The organism is Propioniciclava sp. LT432 (assembly GCF_059515965.1).
Window position 1 is genome coordinate 35,302 of record NZ_JCAKNE010000015.1, and the last position, 14,324, is coordinate 49,625.

A 14,324-nucleotide genomic window follows, 5' to 3' on the forward strand; every position below is an offset into this window, starting at 1 on the left:
AGTTCCGCCTCACGTGGTGCCGCCGTCCCAGAATGTCCGGGATGCGGACGAGGGCCGCCGCTCACGCCGTCAGCGTCGCGAACACCTCGTCCGTGTCGATTCCGTCGACCCTCTCCACCATCGCCGCGAAGCCTGCGTCGTCGGCGTAGCGCGGCACGAGGTGGAAGTGCAGGTGGAACACCGACTGGCCGGCGTCCTCGCCCAAGTTCGACACGACGTTCAGGCCCGAGGCGCCTAGCCTCTCCATCAGGAGAGTCCCGGTGGCCCGGATGGCAGGTGCGAGGGACGCCAGCACGTCGGCGTCCGCCAGGACATCGGCGACGTGCGTCCGCGGCACGACCAGCGTGTGCCCGCGCTTGAACGGGGCCACGTCGAGGAAGGCGATCGCGTGCTCGTCGGCGTAGATCCTCTTGCTGGGGATCTCCCCCGCGACGATCTTGCAGAAGATGCAGGTGGGGTTGTCGGTCGAACCCATGTCAGCGAACCTCGAATCCGGCCCCGGAGAGGCCTTCCTTGACCTGTCCCACGGTGAGCGTGCCGTAGTGGAAGACGGACGCCGCGAGCACGGCGTCCGCGCCGGCGCGGGCCGCGTCGACGAAGTGCTCGACGGTGCCGGCCCCACCCGAGGCGATGACGGGCACGTCCACCTGGGAGCGGACGGCCTCGATCATCTCCAGGTCGAAGCCGTCGGTCGTGCCATCGCGATCCATGGAATTGAGCAGGATCTCCCCCGCCCCCCGCTCGACGGCCTCGCGGCACCAGGCGATGGCGTCCAGGCCGGCGGACTGGCGTCCACCGTGGGTCGTCACGCCGAAGCCGGACGGCTGGCCGGCCTCGCGACGGGCGTCCAGGCTCAGCACGACGACCTGGCGGCCGAAGCGGCCGGCGATCTCGTTGATCGCGTCGGGGCGGGCGATGGCGCCGGTGTTGATGCCGACCTTGTCCGCGCCGCTGCGCAGGAGGCGGTCCACGTCCTCGACGGCGCGCACGCCCCCGCCGACCGTCAGCGGGATGAAGACGGTCTCCGCGGTACGGGCCACCATCTCGTAGGTCGTCGCGCGGCCCTGCGCGGAGGCGGAGATGTCGAGGAAGGTCAACTCGTCGGCGCCCTGCTCACCGTAGAGGCGGGCGAGCTCGACCGGGTCACCGGCGTCGCGGAGGTCCAGGAAGTTGACGCCCTTCACCACGCGGCCGTCGTGCACGTCGAGACACGGGATCACCCGGATTGCCACACCCATGCGTCCACCCTACCGAGCGGGCGGGTCGACGAGCTCTCGTGTTCAGTCGTCCTCGAGGTAGGCGGCATCCACGACGCCGCGGCGCAGGCGTCCGATCGCCTCACGCGCGTTGTCGCGGACGACGCCGTCGCCCGCGGCGTCCGCCACCTGGCCGAGCAGGTCGATGACCATCCGCATCCAGCGGACGAAGTCGCCGGCCGTGAGCTCGGTCTCGTCGAGGATGTCTCCCAGCGCCGCACCGTTGGCCCACGCATGGGTGGCCTGGGCGAAACCGATGTCGGGGTCGCGTCCACCCTCGAGCCTGTGGTCGCGCTCGAGCAGGCGCACCTCGCGCCAGATCCGCCGCAACAGCGTCTGCGCGATCTCGGTCGAGCGGTTCGGCATCGAGGCCGGACGCCGTACGTCGCCACCCCGCGACTCGTACGTCAGGGTGGACAGCACCGCCGCGAGTTCCGCGGCGTCGAGTTCGTCGAAGACGCCGGCACGGATGGCCTCGGCGGTGACGAGGTCCAGCTCGGAGTAGATGCGTGCCAGCATGCGGCCCGCGTCCGTCACGCGTTCCCCGGCCTCGTCGAGGTAGCCCAGCGTCGACAGTACACCGCACACCTTGTCGAACCGGGTTGCGATCGTGCTCGTCCGGCGCTCCGTCTGGGCACGCAGGTCGGCGGTGTCCTTCTCCAGGCGCAGGGCCTTCTCGGCGGCGCGGGCGTGCACCTCGCGGTCAGGACACGCGTGGCAGGGGTGCTCCTTGACGAGCCCCCGGAGCCGGCTGACCTCGGCCTGGAGCTCGGCGTCCATGGCCGCCGGCTGGTACCGGGACTGGCGCGTGTCGAGTGCCGCCAGCTTGGTGTGGAAGGCGGCCGCCAGGTTCCGGCGGTCCTTGGCCGAGGCACCGTCGAAGTGCTTCGGCACCCGCATGCGCCCCGCCACGACCGGCGGGGAGGGGAAGTCGGTCAGCGACAGCTTCTTGACCTGGCGCTGCTCGGTCATCACCAGCGGGGACGGGTTCGCGCGGTCGCGCCCCACCCCGGGGTCGATGACGACCGCCCAGCCCTCGTGGCGACCCGACGGCACGCCGATGATGTCACCGGCGGAGAGTTCCAGCAGGGCCGAGATCGACTCCGCCCTCCGGTCGGCCCGGCGGGACTTCGCGGCCTCCGCCTCCAGGCGGCCGATCTCGGCCCGCAGCCGCGCGTAGGCTGTGAAGTCCCCCTTGTCGCAGGCGGCGTCCGCCCAGAGCGCGGCGATCTTCTCGGTGTTGCGCGCGGCGGCGCGGGCGAGCCCCACGACGGACCGGTCCGACTGGAACTGGGCGAAGCTCTGCTCCAGGAGTCCGCGCGCCTTCTCCCGCCCCACGCGGGCCACCATGTTGACGGCCATGTTGTAGGTCGGCGAGAAGGACGACCGCAACGGGTAGGTGCGACGCGAGGCGAGTCCGGCGACGAAGCGCGGGTCGAAGTTGCGCTGCCACATCACGATGGCGTGGCCCTCGACGTCGATGCCGCGCCGCCCCGCGCGCCCGGTGAGCTGGGTGTACTCCCCCGGCGTGATGTCGACGTGGGCCTCACCGTTGTACTTGACGAGCTTCTCCAGCACGACGGAGCGGGCCGGCATGTTGATGCCCAGCGCGAGGGTCTCGGTGGCGAACACGATCTTCACCAGGCCGCGGACGAACGCCTCCTCGACGCACTCCTTGAACGCCGGGAGCATGCCCGCGTGGTGGGCGGCGATGCCCCGGCGGAGCGCCTCGGCGAAGGTGTCGAAGTCGAGGGCCTCCAAGTCGTCGCGGCTCAGCCCCGTGGTGGCGGAGCCGGCCAGCGCGTCCAGTTCCGTGCGCTCGGCGGCGTTCGTGAGCCGAATGCCCGAGCGCAGCAACTGGCCGACGGCCTGGTCGCAGCCGGCACGGCTGAAGATGAAGTAGATGGCGGGCAGGAGTCCCTCGGCGTCCAGCTTCTCGATGGCACCGTCACGCCGCGGGATGAGCTTGGGCGCCTCCTGGCCACGGCTGGGGGCGTTGCGGTCGATGCGATCCCGGGCGCGGCGTCCTCGCGGGGTCCGGCTGTCGTCGCGGACGAACTTGGACTCCTCCTTGGCCAGCCTCACCAGCTCGGGGTTGACGTCCCCCCGGGGCAGGCCGATCGCACTGTCCACCACCGCGGTCGGGGCGACGTCGTCGAACAGGTCGTAGAGGCGGCGTCCGGCCATGACGTGCTGGTACAGCGGCACCGGACGCCGTTCGCTCAGCACGACCTCGACGCCGCCGCGCACCTCGTCCAACCAGTCGCCGAACTCCTCGGCGTTGGACACCGTCGCGGACAGCGAGACGACCTGCACCGACGGCGCCAGGCCGATGATGACCTCCTCCCACACCGCCCCGCGGAAGCGGTCGGCGAGGTAGTGCACCTCGTCCATGACGACGAACCCGAGGTTCCTCAGCGTCGAGGAGTTGGCGTAGATCATGTTGCGCAGGACCTCGGTCGTCATGACGACGACGGGGGCGTCGCCGTTGATCGAGGTGTCCCCGGTCAGCAGGCCGACCCGGTGGGACCCGAACCGCTCGGCCAGGTCGTGGTACTTCTGGTTGCTCAGCGCCTTGATGGGCGTGGTGTAGAAGCACTTGCGCCCCTCGCGCAGCGCCAGGAAGACGGCGAACTCCCCCACCACCGTCTTGCCGGCGCCCGTCGGCGCGGCGACGAGGACGCCCGACCCCGCCTCGACGTGGGCGCACCCGTCGCGCTGGTACGGGTCCAGCTCGAACGGGAACGCCTCCTCGAACTCGGCGAACGCGGGGCCCGGGTGGGGTGCGGGACGGTCAGTGACCATGTCAGGGCTCCTGGGCGAAGATCGTCAGCGCTCCCGGCGCAGCCGTGACCGTGAGGGGAGGCACGCCGAGCGGCTCGCCGTCCCCGCTGCCGTGCAGGCCGTCCCCGTCCACGACGATGCTGCGCGCCCGCAGCCGCTCGAGGGCCGGGTTCGCGTAGCTCCGGCCCGTCATCAGGCGGGGGAACAGCGCCAGGAGGGTGCGACGCGGCACCGGGTGGACGATCACCACGTCGAGGAGGCCATCGGTGAGGTCGTAGTCGGGGGCGATGCGGACACCTCCGCCGAAGATGCCGCTGTTGGCAACCGCGACGAGCATGGCGTCGAGCTCGCGCGGTTCGCCGTCGATGACCAGCCGATAGCGCAGGGGCTTGAACTGGCGGAGCTCGGCCAGCACCGCGTAGGCGTACGAGGGTGCACCGAGGTTCATCGGGAGCGCGTTCGCGCGCGAGGCGACCATCTCGTCGAAGCCCGTCGACACGACACAGCCGACGTACTCGCTCGACCCCTGGTACAGGTGGCCGGTGACCTCGGCGAGGTCGATGGTGCGGACCACCCCGGCCACGACCGAGTCCACGGCCTCTCGCCACCCGGGCCCCACGCCCACGCCGCGGCTGAAGTCGTTGCCCGTCCCGGCGGGCACCACGCCCAGGGGGACGCCGCTGCGGGCGCAGGCGTTGAGCCCGAGGTGGGCCATGCCGTCCCCGCCCACGACGACGACGCCGTCCACGCCCGCGGCCACCGCGTCCGAGCAGGTGGCCAGGGCATGCTCGCTGGACTGGGCCAGCGTGCGGGTGACCCGGAAGCCCGCGGCACCCAGTCGCGCCTCGATGGCAGGGGTCAGGTGGAGTGCCCGCCCGTGCCCCGCCTCGGGGTTCACGACCAGGGCCATGTCCTTCATGCGGGGTTCCTCATGCGCCCTCGAGTTCCTTCGCCCGCTGGCTGGCGCGGCGCCTGTCGTTCCAGTGGCAGATCGCCTCGGCGATCAGGAACAGCAGCATCATGGGGACGGCCAGGGCCAGCATCGAGAAGGGGTCACCGCCGGGGGTGGCGGCCGCGCTGAAGATGGCGCACCCGAACAGCACGTAGCGCCGGGCCGACCTCAGCGCGGCGCCCGACACGACTCCCACGAAGTTCAGCGTGACCACGATCACCGGCAGCAGGAAGCCCGCGCCGAAGACCAGCATCAGCTGGATCATGAGGGTGAGGAACGTGTCCACGGGGACGAGGTTCGAGATCTCGAAGGCGTCGGGGGTGAACCCCAGCATGATCGCGAACGCCTGCGGGGCGATGACGTACCCGAGGACCACCCCGACCAGGAACAGCGGAACCGCCGCCAGGAGGAAGAGCAGCGCATAGCGCTTCTCCTTGGCCAACAGCGCCGGGGCGAGGTAGGCCCAGATCTGGTAGAGCCAGATGGGGCTGGTGACCACGAGCCCGCCGACGGCACAGACCATGAGCGCCAGGATCAGCGGCGCCGTCACGCCCGACAGCACCGCCGTGACCTCGAGGTTCGGACGGATCCCCTTGAGGATCTCCGTCGCCGTCCGCCACGGCTCCAGCAGGAACGTGAAGACCTGCATGTAGAAGACCGCGCAGAGGATCGCCCCCAGGGTGATCACGACCACGGAGAGGATCAGCCGGTAGCGCAACTCCCGAAGGTGGTCCGACAAGGACATCACCCCGTCAGCGGGGACCTTCGGGGGTTTGAGCCAGCCCGGGATGAGCTTGGCCACGAACGATCAGGCCTGGTCGCGCGTCTCGGGCTTGCGCTCCTCGACCACCTCGGCCTCGTGCACCTCGTCGGTGGTGTCCGCCGGCGCGGCACCGGCGGCGCGCTCACGCTGCTCCAGCTCGTGCTCGCGCTGGCGGAGCTCGGCCTCGCGCTGCGCGCGCTCCTCGTCCGCCTTGATCTGACGCGTCTCGTCCTTGAACTCGCGCAGGGCACGGCCGGCGTTCTTGCCGGCGCCGGCCAGTCGGCTACCGCCGAAGATCAGGAGCGCGAGGATGATCAGGATGACCCACTCCCAGCCCTGCATGTTGAACGGCATTGTCACTCCTTGAGGTTCGATGTACGCGGCCCAGTGTAGGGGTCCGCGTCGACGTGGCCCGCAGCCGTTCTCAGGGCGTCCTTCGCCGCTTCGATCGCCGAATTCGCGGCTTCTGGCGGGTCGATGCGGGCGATGGCGGGTCCGAGGCGCAGCAGCAGGCGTCGGAACCACGCCGGGTCCGCCACCAGCATCCGCACCCGGACGATGTCGCCCGGCAGCCGCTCGACGGACACCAGGGGGTGGTACTCCGTGACCCAGTGGCCCTCGGGTCGCAGGTCGAGCGTGACCTCGGCCGCGTCGGGCCGGCGGTCGAGCCACCCGGACGCCAGCGCCGGGGCCGGCCCGGGGTCGGACGCCTGTTCACCGGTGTCCTCCACGGCGACGATCCGGTCCAGGCGGTAGGTGCGCCAGTCCCCGCGTTCGCGGGCCCAAGCCGTCAGGTAGCCGTAGCCGTCGCGGGTGCCGAGCCCGGCCGGTTCGACGACCGGTCGCGTCGCGACTCCCCGTGAGGCGCCGTGGTACGTCAGCCGCACCACGCGACGGCCCGCGACGGCGTCAGCCAACTGGCCGCGGATCGCCTCCTGACCGGCGGAGACGTCGACGGCGACGCGATCCACTCCCCCGCCCATGGCGGCCTCCAGCTTCGCGCGTGCGGACCGCACGGCTTCACCCCGCCCCGCATCTGCCGTCTCCTCGATGGCGCGCAGGGCGACGATGAGGCTGAGCGCCTCCTCTGGCGTGAAGCGTTGGGGGCGGGACAGGAACTCCGCGTTGGTCAACCGGATCCGGCCCGACTCCAGGGCGTCCATGTCGACCTCGATGAGGTCGCCCGGGGCGCCGCCCGGAAGTCCGCAGAACCAGAGCACCTTGAGGTCGGCCACCAGCTGCCTCTGGGTCACCTCGAAGACGGACGCCGTGGCCGCGAGGTCGGCGTCCGGATGGGCCTGCAGGTAGGGCACCAGCGCCAGCAGGCGGGGAACCTGGCTGCTCGAGGTCATCCCCATGCCGCCACCGCCTCGAGGTGGGCACGCAGGGCGTCCGCCAGCGCGGGGGGATCGAGGACGATGACGTCCGCCCCGTACCACGCGAGGTCACCCGCGGCGTCCGCCGGCAGGCGCACGCGCCAGGCGGCGAAGCCGGGTGGCACGTCGACGTCCACGGGCTCGGCGTAGCGGACCAGGTCGGGGGCGGTCCCTTCTCGGACGGCGACGACGGCCTCGTTGTCGCGGCGGGCATCGAGGGACGCCACATGCGCCGCCACGACCGCGGGATCGGGGGCGGGGACGTCACCGGTTCTGAGGACGGGCACCGACTCGATGCGGGAGACCTTGAAGGAGCGGCCCTCGCCGCGGGTGCGGTCGAGGCCGATCAGGTACCAGGCCCCTCGACGGTTGACCAGGCGCCAGGGCTCGACCACGCGGTCCACGCCCCGGTAGGTGAAGGCGACCGGACGCGAGGCGACGACGGCCTCCCACAGCACCTCGAACGCGGGTTCGCGGGCCCCGACCGACGGCGCGAACGTGGCCGCGCGGTCGGCGTCCGGGTCGAGGCCGGACGCCCGCAGCTTGGCCAACGCCTTGGCGGCCTCGCCGCCCCGGCGTGCGTCGTCCCAGACCGTGGACGCCACGCCCAGGGCGGCGGTCTCGGCTGGGTCGAAGTCGATCTCGGGCAGTTCGAAGTCGGAGCGGCGGATCCGGTAGCCCACCTCGTCCGGGAACAGCACCGAGTTGCTGCCGGTCTCGACCGGCACGCCCATGGCCCGGAGGTCCTCCTTGTCGCGCTCGAACGTGCGCTCGAACGCGGCGTCCGACAGGCCGTGGTACCCCTCGACGAGTTCCCGGATCTGCTCGCGCTCCAGGAAGCGGCGCGCCATGAGCAGACAGATCGTGAGGTTCATGATCCGTTCGGACTTCCGCGCTGACACGCCCCTCAGGCTACCGGCCCCCGTGCTGCCTCACCTTCGGGGACGGATCATGACCCCTGGGGTAACAATCACGCCACAACGGGTCCTGTACAGGTCCCAATACCTCCACGTAGGGTCATGACCACCCGGTTCCCTTACCCGGGAGCAACCACTCGACGACGAGGAGGGCTGACCCATGGAGCTTCGCCATCTGCGGTACTTCCTCGCCGTGGCCGAGACCGAGCACTTCGGTCGTGCCGCCGAGCGCCTGCACATGGCCGCACCTCCCCTGTCCCGCGCGATCCGCCAGCTCGAGGCCGAGGTGGGGGCAGACCTATTCACCCGCGACACGCGCCAGGTGCGCCTCACCGACGCCGGACGCGTCCTGCGCCGCGAGGCCGAGCTGACCCTGGCCGGACTGGACGACACCCTCGACCGGGTGCGTCGTATCGGATCCGGCAAGGTCGGGGTCCTCCGCGTGGGCGTCACGGGATCGGCCTCGTACGGGGTCCTGCCGGGGCTGGCCCGGGCCATCAAGGCCGAGCTTCCCGGTGTGGGCCTGCGGATCGAGACCGAGATGCTCACCCCCGCCCAGACGAGCGCGCTGCTGGGGAACCGGATCGACCTGGGCGTCCTGCGGACGCCCCTGGACGTCGACGGGATCGCCACGCACCTGCTCACCGAGGAGGAACTGGTCCTCGCCCTCCCCGCCGGGCACCCGCTCGCCAGCCGCGACCACCTCACCCTCGCCGACCTCGCGCACGAGCCGTTCGTCACCTACGACCCCGCGTCCGGCTCGGTGGTCGACGAGGCCGTCGTCCGGGCGTGCGCCGCGGCGGGGTTCTCGCCCCGGCGGGAACACCTCGTCCGCGAGACGGCGACGGTCATCGCGCTGGTCGCCGCCGGTCTGGGAGTCGCGCTCGTGCCGATGAGCTCCCGGGCGCTGGCGCTGGAGGGCGTCACCTACCGCACCCTGCCCGACACCGAACGCGTCCCCCTCGCCCTCGCCTGGCGCGCGGACGCCGATTCCGCCCTGCTGGCGAACGTCCTCGCCGTCCTCACCCGATCCCCCCTCCAGGAGACCGCATGACCGACCTGACCATCACCGCCGTCGACGTGGTGCCCTACCGGATTCCGTACACCAAGCCGCTGCGCTTCGCGTCGGGCGAGGTGACCCACGCCGATCACGTGCTGGTGCGCGTCCACACCGAGGGCGGGCTCGTCGGCCACGCCGAGGCGCCGCCGCGCCCGTACACCTACGGCGAGACGCAGACCTCGATCGCCGCCGTGATCACCCAGCTGTTCGCCCCCGCGATCATCGGGCTCGAGGTGACCGAGCGCGAGGTCATGTGGCAGCGCATGCACCGGACGATCGGCAACCCGACCGCCAAGGCCGCGATCGACATGGCGGTCTGGGACGTCTTGGGCAAGGCCTGGGGCCAGCCCGTCCACCGCCTCCTGGGCGGGTACACCGACCGGCTGCGGGTCAGCCACATGCTGGGCTTCGACAGCCCGGCGAAGATGGTCGACGAGGCCGCCCGGATGATCGACACCTACGGCGTCCGCACCTTCAAGGTGAAGGTCGGCCGCAACCCGATCGACCCCGACATCGCGATCGTCCGCGCCCTGCGCGAGGCCTACGGCGACTCGATCGAGCTCTACATCGACGGCAACCGCGGCTGGAGTGCCACCGAGTCGGCCCGTGCCCTGCGCCTGCTGGCCGACATGGGCCTGAGCTTCGCCGAGGAGCTCAACCCCGCCGACGACGTGCTCGGACGCCGCTGGCTCGTCAGCCAGTGCCCGATCCCCTACATCGCCGACGAGTCGGCCACCCGTCCCGCCGAGGTGACCCGCGAGTTGCTCGGCGGGTCGGCCACCGCCATCTCGATCAAGACCGCCCGGACCGGGTTCACCGAGTCCGCGCGCGTCCTCCACCTGGCCGAGGGCCTGGGGGTCGAGGTCGTGATGGGCAACCAGATCGACGGCCAACTGGGCACCGCCTGCACGCTGGCCTTCGGTGCCGCGCACCGCGCCACCAGCGCGCGGGCCGGCGAACTCTCGAACTTCCTCGACATCTCCGACGACCTGCTGGTCGAGCCGCTGACGATCAGCGGAGGCGAGATGGTCGTCTCGACCGAGCCGGGCATCGGCGTCCGGATCGACGAGGAGAAGGTCGACCGCTACCGCGTCGATCGCTGACCCCACGCACCACGTCCCGCCACCGACCACCCACCACACCGTTCAATCAAAGGAGATGACCATGACCGACACCACCCGTTCCGAGTTCGACGCCAAGGCCGCCGAGTCCGGCGCCGGAGCCACCGCTGCCTTCCGCAACAAGCAGAAGGAGACCATCGAGGTGCCGCAGGAGCGCGTGTCGCTGCTGGCCACCGAGGTGCTGACGGCCGTCCACGACACCATCCGCCGGCACAAGGTGACCTACGCCGAGTACGACGCCCTCAAGAACTGGCTGATCTCGGTCGGTGAGGACGGCGAGTGGCCGCTCTTCCTCGACGTGTGGGTGGAGCACGTCGTCGAGGAGGTTGCCACGGAGCATCGCCAGGGCAACAAGGGTTCCATCGAGGGCCCCTACTACGTGCCGGACGCGCCCGAGCGCGGCGCCCAGGGCACGATCCCGATGCGCGAGGACGAGCCGGGCACCCCGCTGGTGTGGAAGGGCCAGATCCGCTCGACCGACGGCACCCCGCTCGCCGGTTCGGTCGAGCTGTGGCACGCCGACGGCAATGGCTTCTACAGCCAGTACGCCCCCGGCCTGCCCGAGTGGAACCTGCGCGGCACCTTCACCACCGGCCCCGACGGCAGGTTCGAGATCACCACGGTGCGCCCCGCGCCGTACCAGATCCCCACCGACGGCGCCTGCGGCAAGCTCATCGCGGCGGCCGGGTGGCACGCGTGGCGTCCGGCCCACCTGCACGTCAAGGTGAACGCCCCCGGCCACGAGGAGATCACCGCGCAGCTGTACTTCCCCGGTGATCCGCACAACCAGGACGACATCGCCTCGGCCGTCAAGCCCGAGCTCGTGCTGGACGTCCAGCCGGGCGAGGGCGGCGGCGAGGTCGTCGAGTACGACTTCGTGCTGGATCCGGTCACGGCCTGATCCGTCCGCCCCAGGGTGTCTTGTGCTGGGTGTGTGTGAGTGATGCAGCTGTGCATCACTCACACACACCCCCAGCGCATGCCCCCTGCCGGCGTTCGGTCTAGGGTGGTCGCCGCACCGCACGGGCCCGCGGGGCATGACGAGAGGGAGGGCGCATGGCCGGACGGTTCGCGCCGAGCCCGACCTCCGACCTGCACGTGGGCAACCTGCGGACCGCCGTGGTGTCCTGGCTGCTCGCCAGGTACACCGGCATCCCCCACCTCATCCGCATCGAGGACCTCGACGCGACCCGCGTCAGCGCCGCGCCCGACGTGGCCACGCGCCAACTCGCCGACCTCGCGGCGCTCGGCATCCTCCCCGACGGCGAGGTCGTGTGGCAGTCGCAGCGGCTGTCCCTCTACGAGCAGGCCCTGAGCCGACTCCCCACCTATCCGTGCTTCTGCACCCGGCGCGAGATCGCCGAGGCGTCCTCGGCCCCCCACGACGACGGGTACCGCCCCTACCCCGGCACCTGCCGCCGCCTGACGGACGCCGAGCGGGCCGCCAGGGCCGCCGTCCGGCCACCCGCGCTCCGCGTGGACGCCAAGGCCGAGGTGGTCACCGTGCGCGACCGGTGGGCCGGCGACGTGACAGGCACCGTCGACGACTTCGTCGTGCGACGCAACGACGGCGCGTTCGCGTACAACCTCGCCGTCGTGGTGGACGACCTCGCCCAGGGCGTCACCCAGGTCGTCCGGGGCGACGACCTGCTGGCCAGCTCCCCACGACAGGCCTGGCTGGCGCGTGAACTGGGTGGGTCGGAGCCGGAGTACGCTCATGTCGGGCTGGTCGTCAACGAAGCCGGCCAGCGCCTCGCCAAGCGCGACGGCGCGGTGACCTTGGCCGACCTCGCCGCATCGGGCCGGACGCCGGGGCAGGTACTCGCCACGTTGGGCCACTCCCTTGGACTGTGCGAGCCCGAGGACGACGTCGACCTCGGCACCCTGCTGGAGCGCTTCGATCCCGCCGTTCGGCCGAAACGCTGGGTGTGGCACGCTGCACCCAGCCGCGACTAGGACGTCAGGCGCCTCACGAGTCGTCCCACCGCAGTGGCCGGGACCACCTCGCCGGTCGCCAGGTACTCCAGAGCGTGGTCGTAGTGCTGGGCCTCGGCCATGACGTCGAAGGCGCGGTGGCTGCCGACGCTGAGGACGATGTCCCCCGAACGGAGTCGGGTGTCGTCCTCGGGCAGGAAGATGGTTTCACTGCCCCGCAGCAGCATGACCGGCACCGCCTGGACCCTCCGGTCGCGGTCGTCCGGGTCGCGGTAGAGGTCGCCCAACAGCACCGTCCCCCCGTGCAGGCGCCGCTCCACGGCGGGCGTGTCGACCTCCCCCACCACGAGGCGCTGGCTGTCCGGTGAGTGCCGTCCGACCGCCTCGAGGAGGCGGCCGAGCAGGGACTCGGCGTCGGCGTCCGGCATGTCCCACACGTGCGTGACGAAGTCCCAGAACGAGGGGGTGATGACGCGCGCGAGGGCCTCCTGCACCGTCAGGTGGGCCGGCACGAACACCGAGTCGGGCACGAAGGCGCGCAACAGCGGGTCGTTGCGCTGCGACCGCTGGCGCACCGCCAGGAAGAGGTCGGGGTCGACCAGGCGTGCGTGGCCGGCCAGGGCGAGGTTGGTCGCGTCGTCCGAACCGCCGGCGATCAGGCCGACCGCACCGGTGACGTCCGGGGCGCCGTCCACCGGCCACACCAGGCTCGCCGACAGGCCGGCGTCCTCGAGGTCCTGCACGATCTCGGGCCCGAAGTGGTCGTCGGACGCCACGATCCACAGGCCGTCGGGGAACTCCTCCGCGTCAGCGCTGACCCTGGTCCCCGGCGCGGCGATGAGCCAGGTGAGGAGGCGGTACGTGGCCGGGCGCCTCAGGCGCATGACGAGGTAGTTGCCGTACCGCTCGAACGGGTTCACCACGCCCTTGGCGCCGAACTCGCGCATCGCCTTGGCGATGTCGCGCACGTTCGCCCGCGAGATCACCGGGATGTCGTGGCGCAGCAGCGTGACGGCCATCACGATCGACAGGTTCACCGCGTCGTCGTCGGTCAGCGCCAGGACGCCGGCGCAGTGCTTGCTGCCCAATCCCGCCAGCCCCAGGACGGCGGGGTCGCGGGCGTCGCCGACCAGCCCGGGGACGTCGTTGGCCAGCTGGGCGCCCGTCAGCGCATCGATGGATTCGGAGTCGGCGGCCACGACGACGCAACTGCGGCCCAGCTGGTCCAGCGTCTCGGACGCGGCGCGCCCCATCTGCCCGTACCCGACGACGATCAGGAAGGGCCGACGCAGCCGCCGGACACGCCGGACGAAGGCCTGTCGCGCCAACGCAGCCTTGAAGGAATGCTCCTGCAACAGGGCGAACAGGGTGGCCAGCAAGTAGGCCCACGCGACGACGGAGGCGAAGATGCAGATCGTCACCCACAGTCGCTGTTCACGGGTGAAGGCGTACGGCGTCTCGCCGAAACCGATCGTGGTCGCGGTGTAGGCCATGAAGTAGAACGAGTCGAACACCGACATGCGGAAGGGCTGCCCCTTGTCGTCGACACCCGGGATCGCGGCCAGGCCGGCGACGGACACCGCGAAGACCACCACCACGACGATGAGCGGCGCGCGGAGGCGACGCAGCGCCAGGAACAGCGCGTCCGTGGCCGGGGCCGGCGAGGGCACCTGCACGAAGCGACGACGCAGGGTCCGCGCCGCGCCGGGCGGCGGGGGTTCGGGCGACGTCGAGGGCAGCGTCATGGCCGCGGCTCAGTGGCGGCGGAAGTTCGCCGTCTCGATGACCATGAGCACCACCGAGACCACGTTGGCCAGCACGGCGCCCAGCGCCAGCGACACCACGCTGGACATCGAGTGGGTCGAGATCGGGGCGGTGAGGATCTGGGTGTACCAGATCCAGGCGAGGGTGGCCGCGATCAGCTGGATCGTGGCGACCAGGCTCGCCGCCAGGTGGATCGCACCGATCTGCGTGCGATCACCGAACTTGAGGATCGCCGCGATGATGTTCACCACGACCGCGGCGTACAACTCGAGCACGTTGTGGTGCTCGGGGTTGCCGATGTCGCCGGTCACGTAGCCGAAGTTAAGCGTGGCGGCCAGCAGCACGAAGAAGCCGAAGACGACCTTCTCCAGGTTCATGGCGCCACCCTAGCCCCGC

Annotated in this window: 14 protein-coding genes; 4 read left to right on the forward strand and 10 right to left on the reverse strand. The window is 71.3% G+C overall.

What is annotated here, in order from left to right; translation table 11 throughout:
* Positions 1-61: 61 nt before the first annotated feature.
* From AC5YDV_RS09745 to AC5YDV_RS09780, 8 genes are read right to left on the reverse strand one after another with little or no spacing between them, the layout of a single operon-like run.
* Positions 62-475 carry an HIT family protein gene (locus AC5YDV_RS09745; protein ID WP_496183334.1) on the reverse strand — a complete coding sequence of 138 codons (414 nt, stop codon included), beginning with the start codon at positions 473-475 and terminating at the stop codon, positions 62-64.
* A 1-nt stretch (position 476) separates the two neighbouring features.
* Entirely contained in the window at positions 477-1,238 is a 762-nt protein-coding gene (hisF, locus tag AC5YDV_RS09750) for an imidazole glycerol phosphate synthase subunit HisF (protein WP_496183335.1), read from the reverse strand.
* Positions 1,239-1,280: 42 nt separating this feature from the next.
* Complete coding sequence (locus tag AC5YDV_RS09755) at positions 1,281-4,061, reverse strand: DEAD/DEAH box helicase (protein ID WP_496183336.1); 2,781 nt, start codon at positions 4,059-4,061, stop codon at positions 1,281-1,283.
* A 1-nt stretch (position 4,062) separates the two neighbouring features.
* A complete protein-coding gene (locus AC5YDV_RS09760) occupies positions 4,063-4,959 on the reverse strand; it encodes a diacylglycerol/lipid kinase family protein (protein ID WP_496183337.1) in 897 nt (298 codons plus the stop codon).
* 10 nt (positions 4,960-4,969) lie between these two features.
* Positions 4,970-5,794 carry a twin-arginine translocase subunit TatC gene (gene tatC / locus AC5YDV_RS09765; RefSeq protein WP_496183338.1) on the reverse strand — a complete coding sequence of 275 codons (825 nt, stop codon included), beginning with the start codon at positions 5,792-5,794 and terminating at the stop codon, positions 4,970-4,972.
* Between the two features lie 6 nt (positions 5,795-5,800).
* Positions 5,801-6,109 (reverse strand): Sec-independent protein translocase subunit TatA/TatB, encoded by a 309-nt coding sequence (locus AC5YDV_RS09770; protein ID WP_496183339.1) that lies wholly within the window; start codon positions 6,107-6,109, stop codon positions 5,801-5,803.
* A gap of 2 nt (positions 6,110-6,111) precedes the next feature.
* Positions 6,112-7,113, reverse strand: a complete 1,002-nt coding sequence (locus tag AC5YDV_RS09775; protein WP_496183340.1) for a helix-turn-helix transcriptional regulator — start codon at positions 7,111-7,113, stop codon at positions 6,112-6,114.
* Entirely contained in the window at positions 7,104-8,033 is a 930-nt protein-coding gene (locus AC5YDV_RS09780; RefSeq protein WP_496183341.1) for a helix-turn-helix transcriptional regulator, read from the reverse strand. Before AC5YDV_RS09780 ends, AC5YDV_RS09775 begins: the two co-directional genes overlap by 10 nt.
* A gap of 175 nt (positions 8,034-8,208) precedes the next feature.
* Between AC5YDV_RS09780 and AC5YDV_RS09785 the strand changes: the two genes are divergently transcribed.
* From AC5YDV_RS09785 to gluQRS, 4 genes are all read left to right on the forward strand, one after another.
* Positions 8,209-9,102: a LysR substrate-binding domain-containing protein gene (locus AC5YDV_RS09785; protein WP_496183342.1), complete on the forward strand. Its 894-nt coding sequence runs from the start codon at positions 8,209-8,211 to the stop codon at positions 9,100-9,102.
* Positions 9,099-10,211 carry a mandelate racemase/muconate lactonizing enzyme family protein gene (locus AC5YDV_RS09790; protein ID WP_496183343.1) on the forward strand — a complete coding sequence of 371 codons (1,113 nt, stop codon included), beginning with the start codon at positions 9,099-9,101 and terminating at the stop codon, positions 10,209-10,211. Before AC5YDV_RS09785 ends, AC5YDV_RS09790 begins: the two co-directional genes overlap by 4 nt.
* A gap of 61 nt (positions 10,212-10,272) precedes the next feature.
* Positions 10,273-11,130 (forward strand): catechol 1,2-dioxygenase, encoded by an 858-nt coding sequence (gene catA / locus AC5YDV_RS09795; protein ID WP_496183344.1) that lies wholly within the window; start codon positions 10,273-10,275, stop codon positions 11,128-11,130.
* A 155-nt stretch (positions 11,131-11,285) separates the two neighbouring features.
* Positions 11,286-12,185 carry a tRNA glutamyl-Q(34) synthetase GluQRS gene (gene gluQRS, locus AC5YDV_RS09800; RefSeq protein ID WP_496183345.1) on the forward strand — a complete coding sequence of 300 codons (900 nt, stop codon included), beginning with the start codon at positions 11,286-11,288 and terminating at the stop codon, positions 12,183-12,185.
* Here gluQRS and AC5YDV_RS09805 read toward each other — a convergent pair.
* Together AC5YDV_RS09805 and AC5YDV_RS09810 are read right to left on the reverse strand one after the other, a co-directional pair.
* Positions 12,182-13,909: a potassium channel family protein gene (locus tag AC5YDV_RS09805; protein ID WP_496183346.1), complete on the reverse strand. Its 1,728-nt coding sequence runs from the start codon at positions 13,907-13,909 to the stop codon at positions 12,182-12,184. The two genes, gluQRS and AC5YDV_RS09805, sit on opposite strands and share 4 nt — an antisense overlap.
* Positions 13,910-13,918: 9 nt before the next feature.
* Complete coding sequence (locus AC5YDV_RS09810) at positions 13,919-14,305, reverse strand: DUF6394 family protein (protein ID WP_496183347.1); 387 nt, start codon at positions 14,303-14,305, stop codon at positions 13,919-13,921.
* Positions 14,306-14,324: the final 19 nt, after the last annotated feature.

Coding starts and splice junctions, on each gene's coding strand:
- AC5YDV_RS09810 (WP_496183347.1), bottom strand. CDS start 14,305: ATGAACCTGGAGAAGGTCGTCTTCGGCTTCTTCGTGCTGCTGGCCGCC.
- AC5YDV_RS09770 (WP_496183339.1), bottom strand. CDS start 6,109: ATGCCGTTCAACATGCAGGGCTGGGAGTGGGTCATCCTGATCATCCTC.
- AC5YDV_RS09760 (WP_496183337.1), bottom strand. CDS start 4,959: ATGAAGGACATGGCCCTGGTCGTGAACCCCGAGGCGGGGCACGGGCGG.
- AC5YDV_RS09805 (WP_496183346.1), bottom strand. CDS start 13,909: ATGACGCTGCCCTCGACGTCGCCCGAACCCCCGCCGCCCGGCGCGGCG.
- AC5YDV_RS09745 (WP_496183334.1), bottom strand. CDS start 475: ATGGGTTCGACCGACAACCCCACCTGCATCTTCTGCAAGATCGTCGCG.
- catA (WP_496183344.1), top strand. CDS start 10,273: ATGACCGACACCACCCGTTCCGAGTTCGACGCCAAGGCCGCCGAGTCC.
- hisF (WP_496183335.1), bottom strand. CDS start 1,238: ATGGGTGTGGCAATCCGGGTGATCCCGTGTCTCGACGTGCACGACGGC.
- AC5YDV_RS09790 (WP_496183343.1), top strand. CDS start 9,099: ATGACCGACCTGACCATCACCGCCGTCGACGTGGTGCCCTACCGGATT.
- AC5YDV_RS09775 (WP_496183340.1), bottom strand. CDS start 7,113: ATGGGGATGACCTCGAGCAGCCAGGTTCCCCGCCTGCTGGCGCTGGTG.
- AC5YDV_RS09755 (WP_496183336.1), bottom strand. CDS start 4,061: ATGGTCACTGACCGTCCCGCACCCCACCCGGGCCCCGCGTTCGCCGAG.
- gluQRS (WP_496183345.1), top strand. CDS start 11,286: ATGGCCGGACGGTTCGCGCCGAGCCCGACCTCCGACCTGCACGTGGGC.
- AC5YDV_RS09785 (WP_496183342.1), top strand. CDS start 8,209: ATGGAGCTTCGCCATCTGCGGTACTTCCTCGCCGTGGCCGAGACCGAG.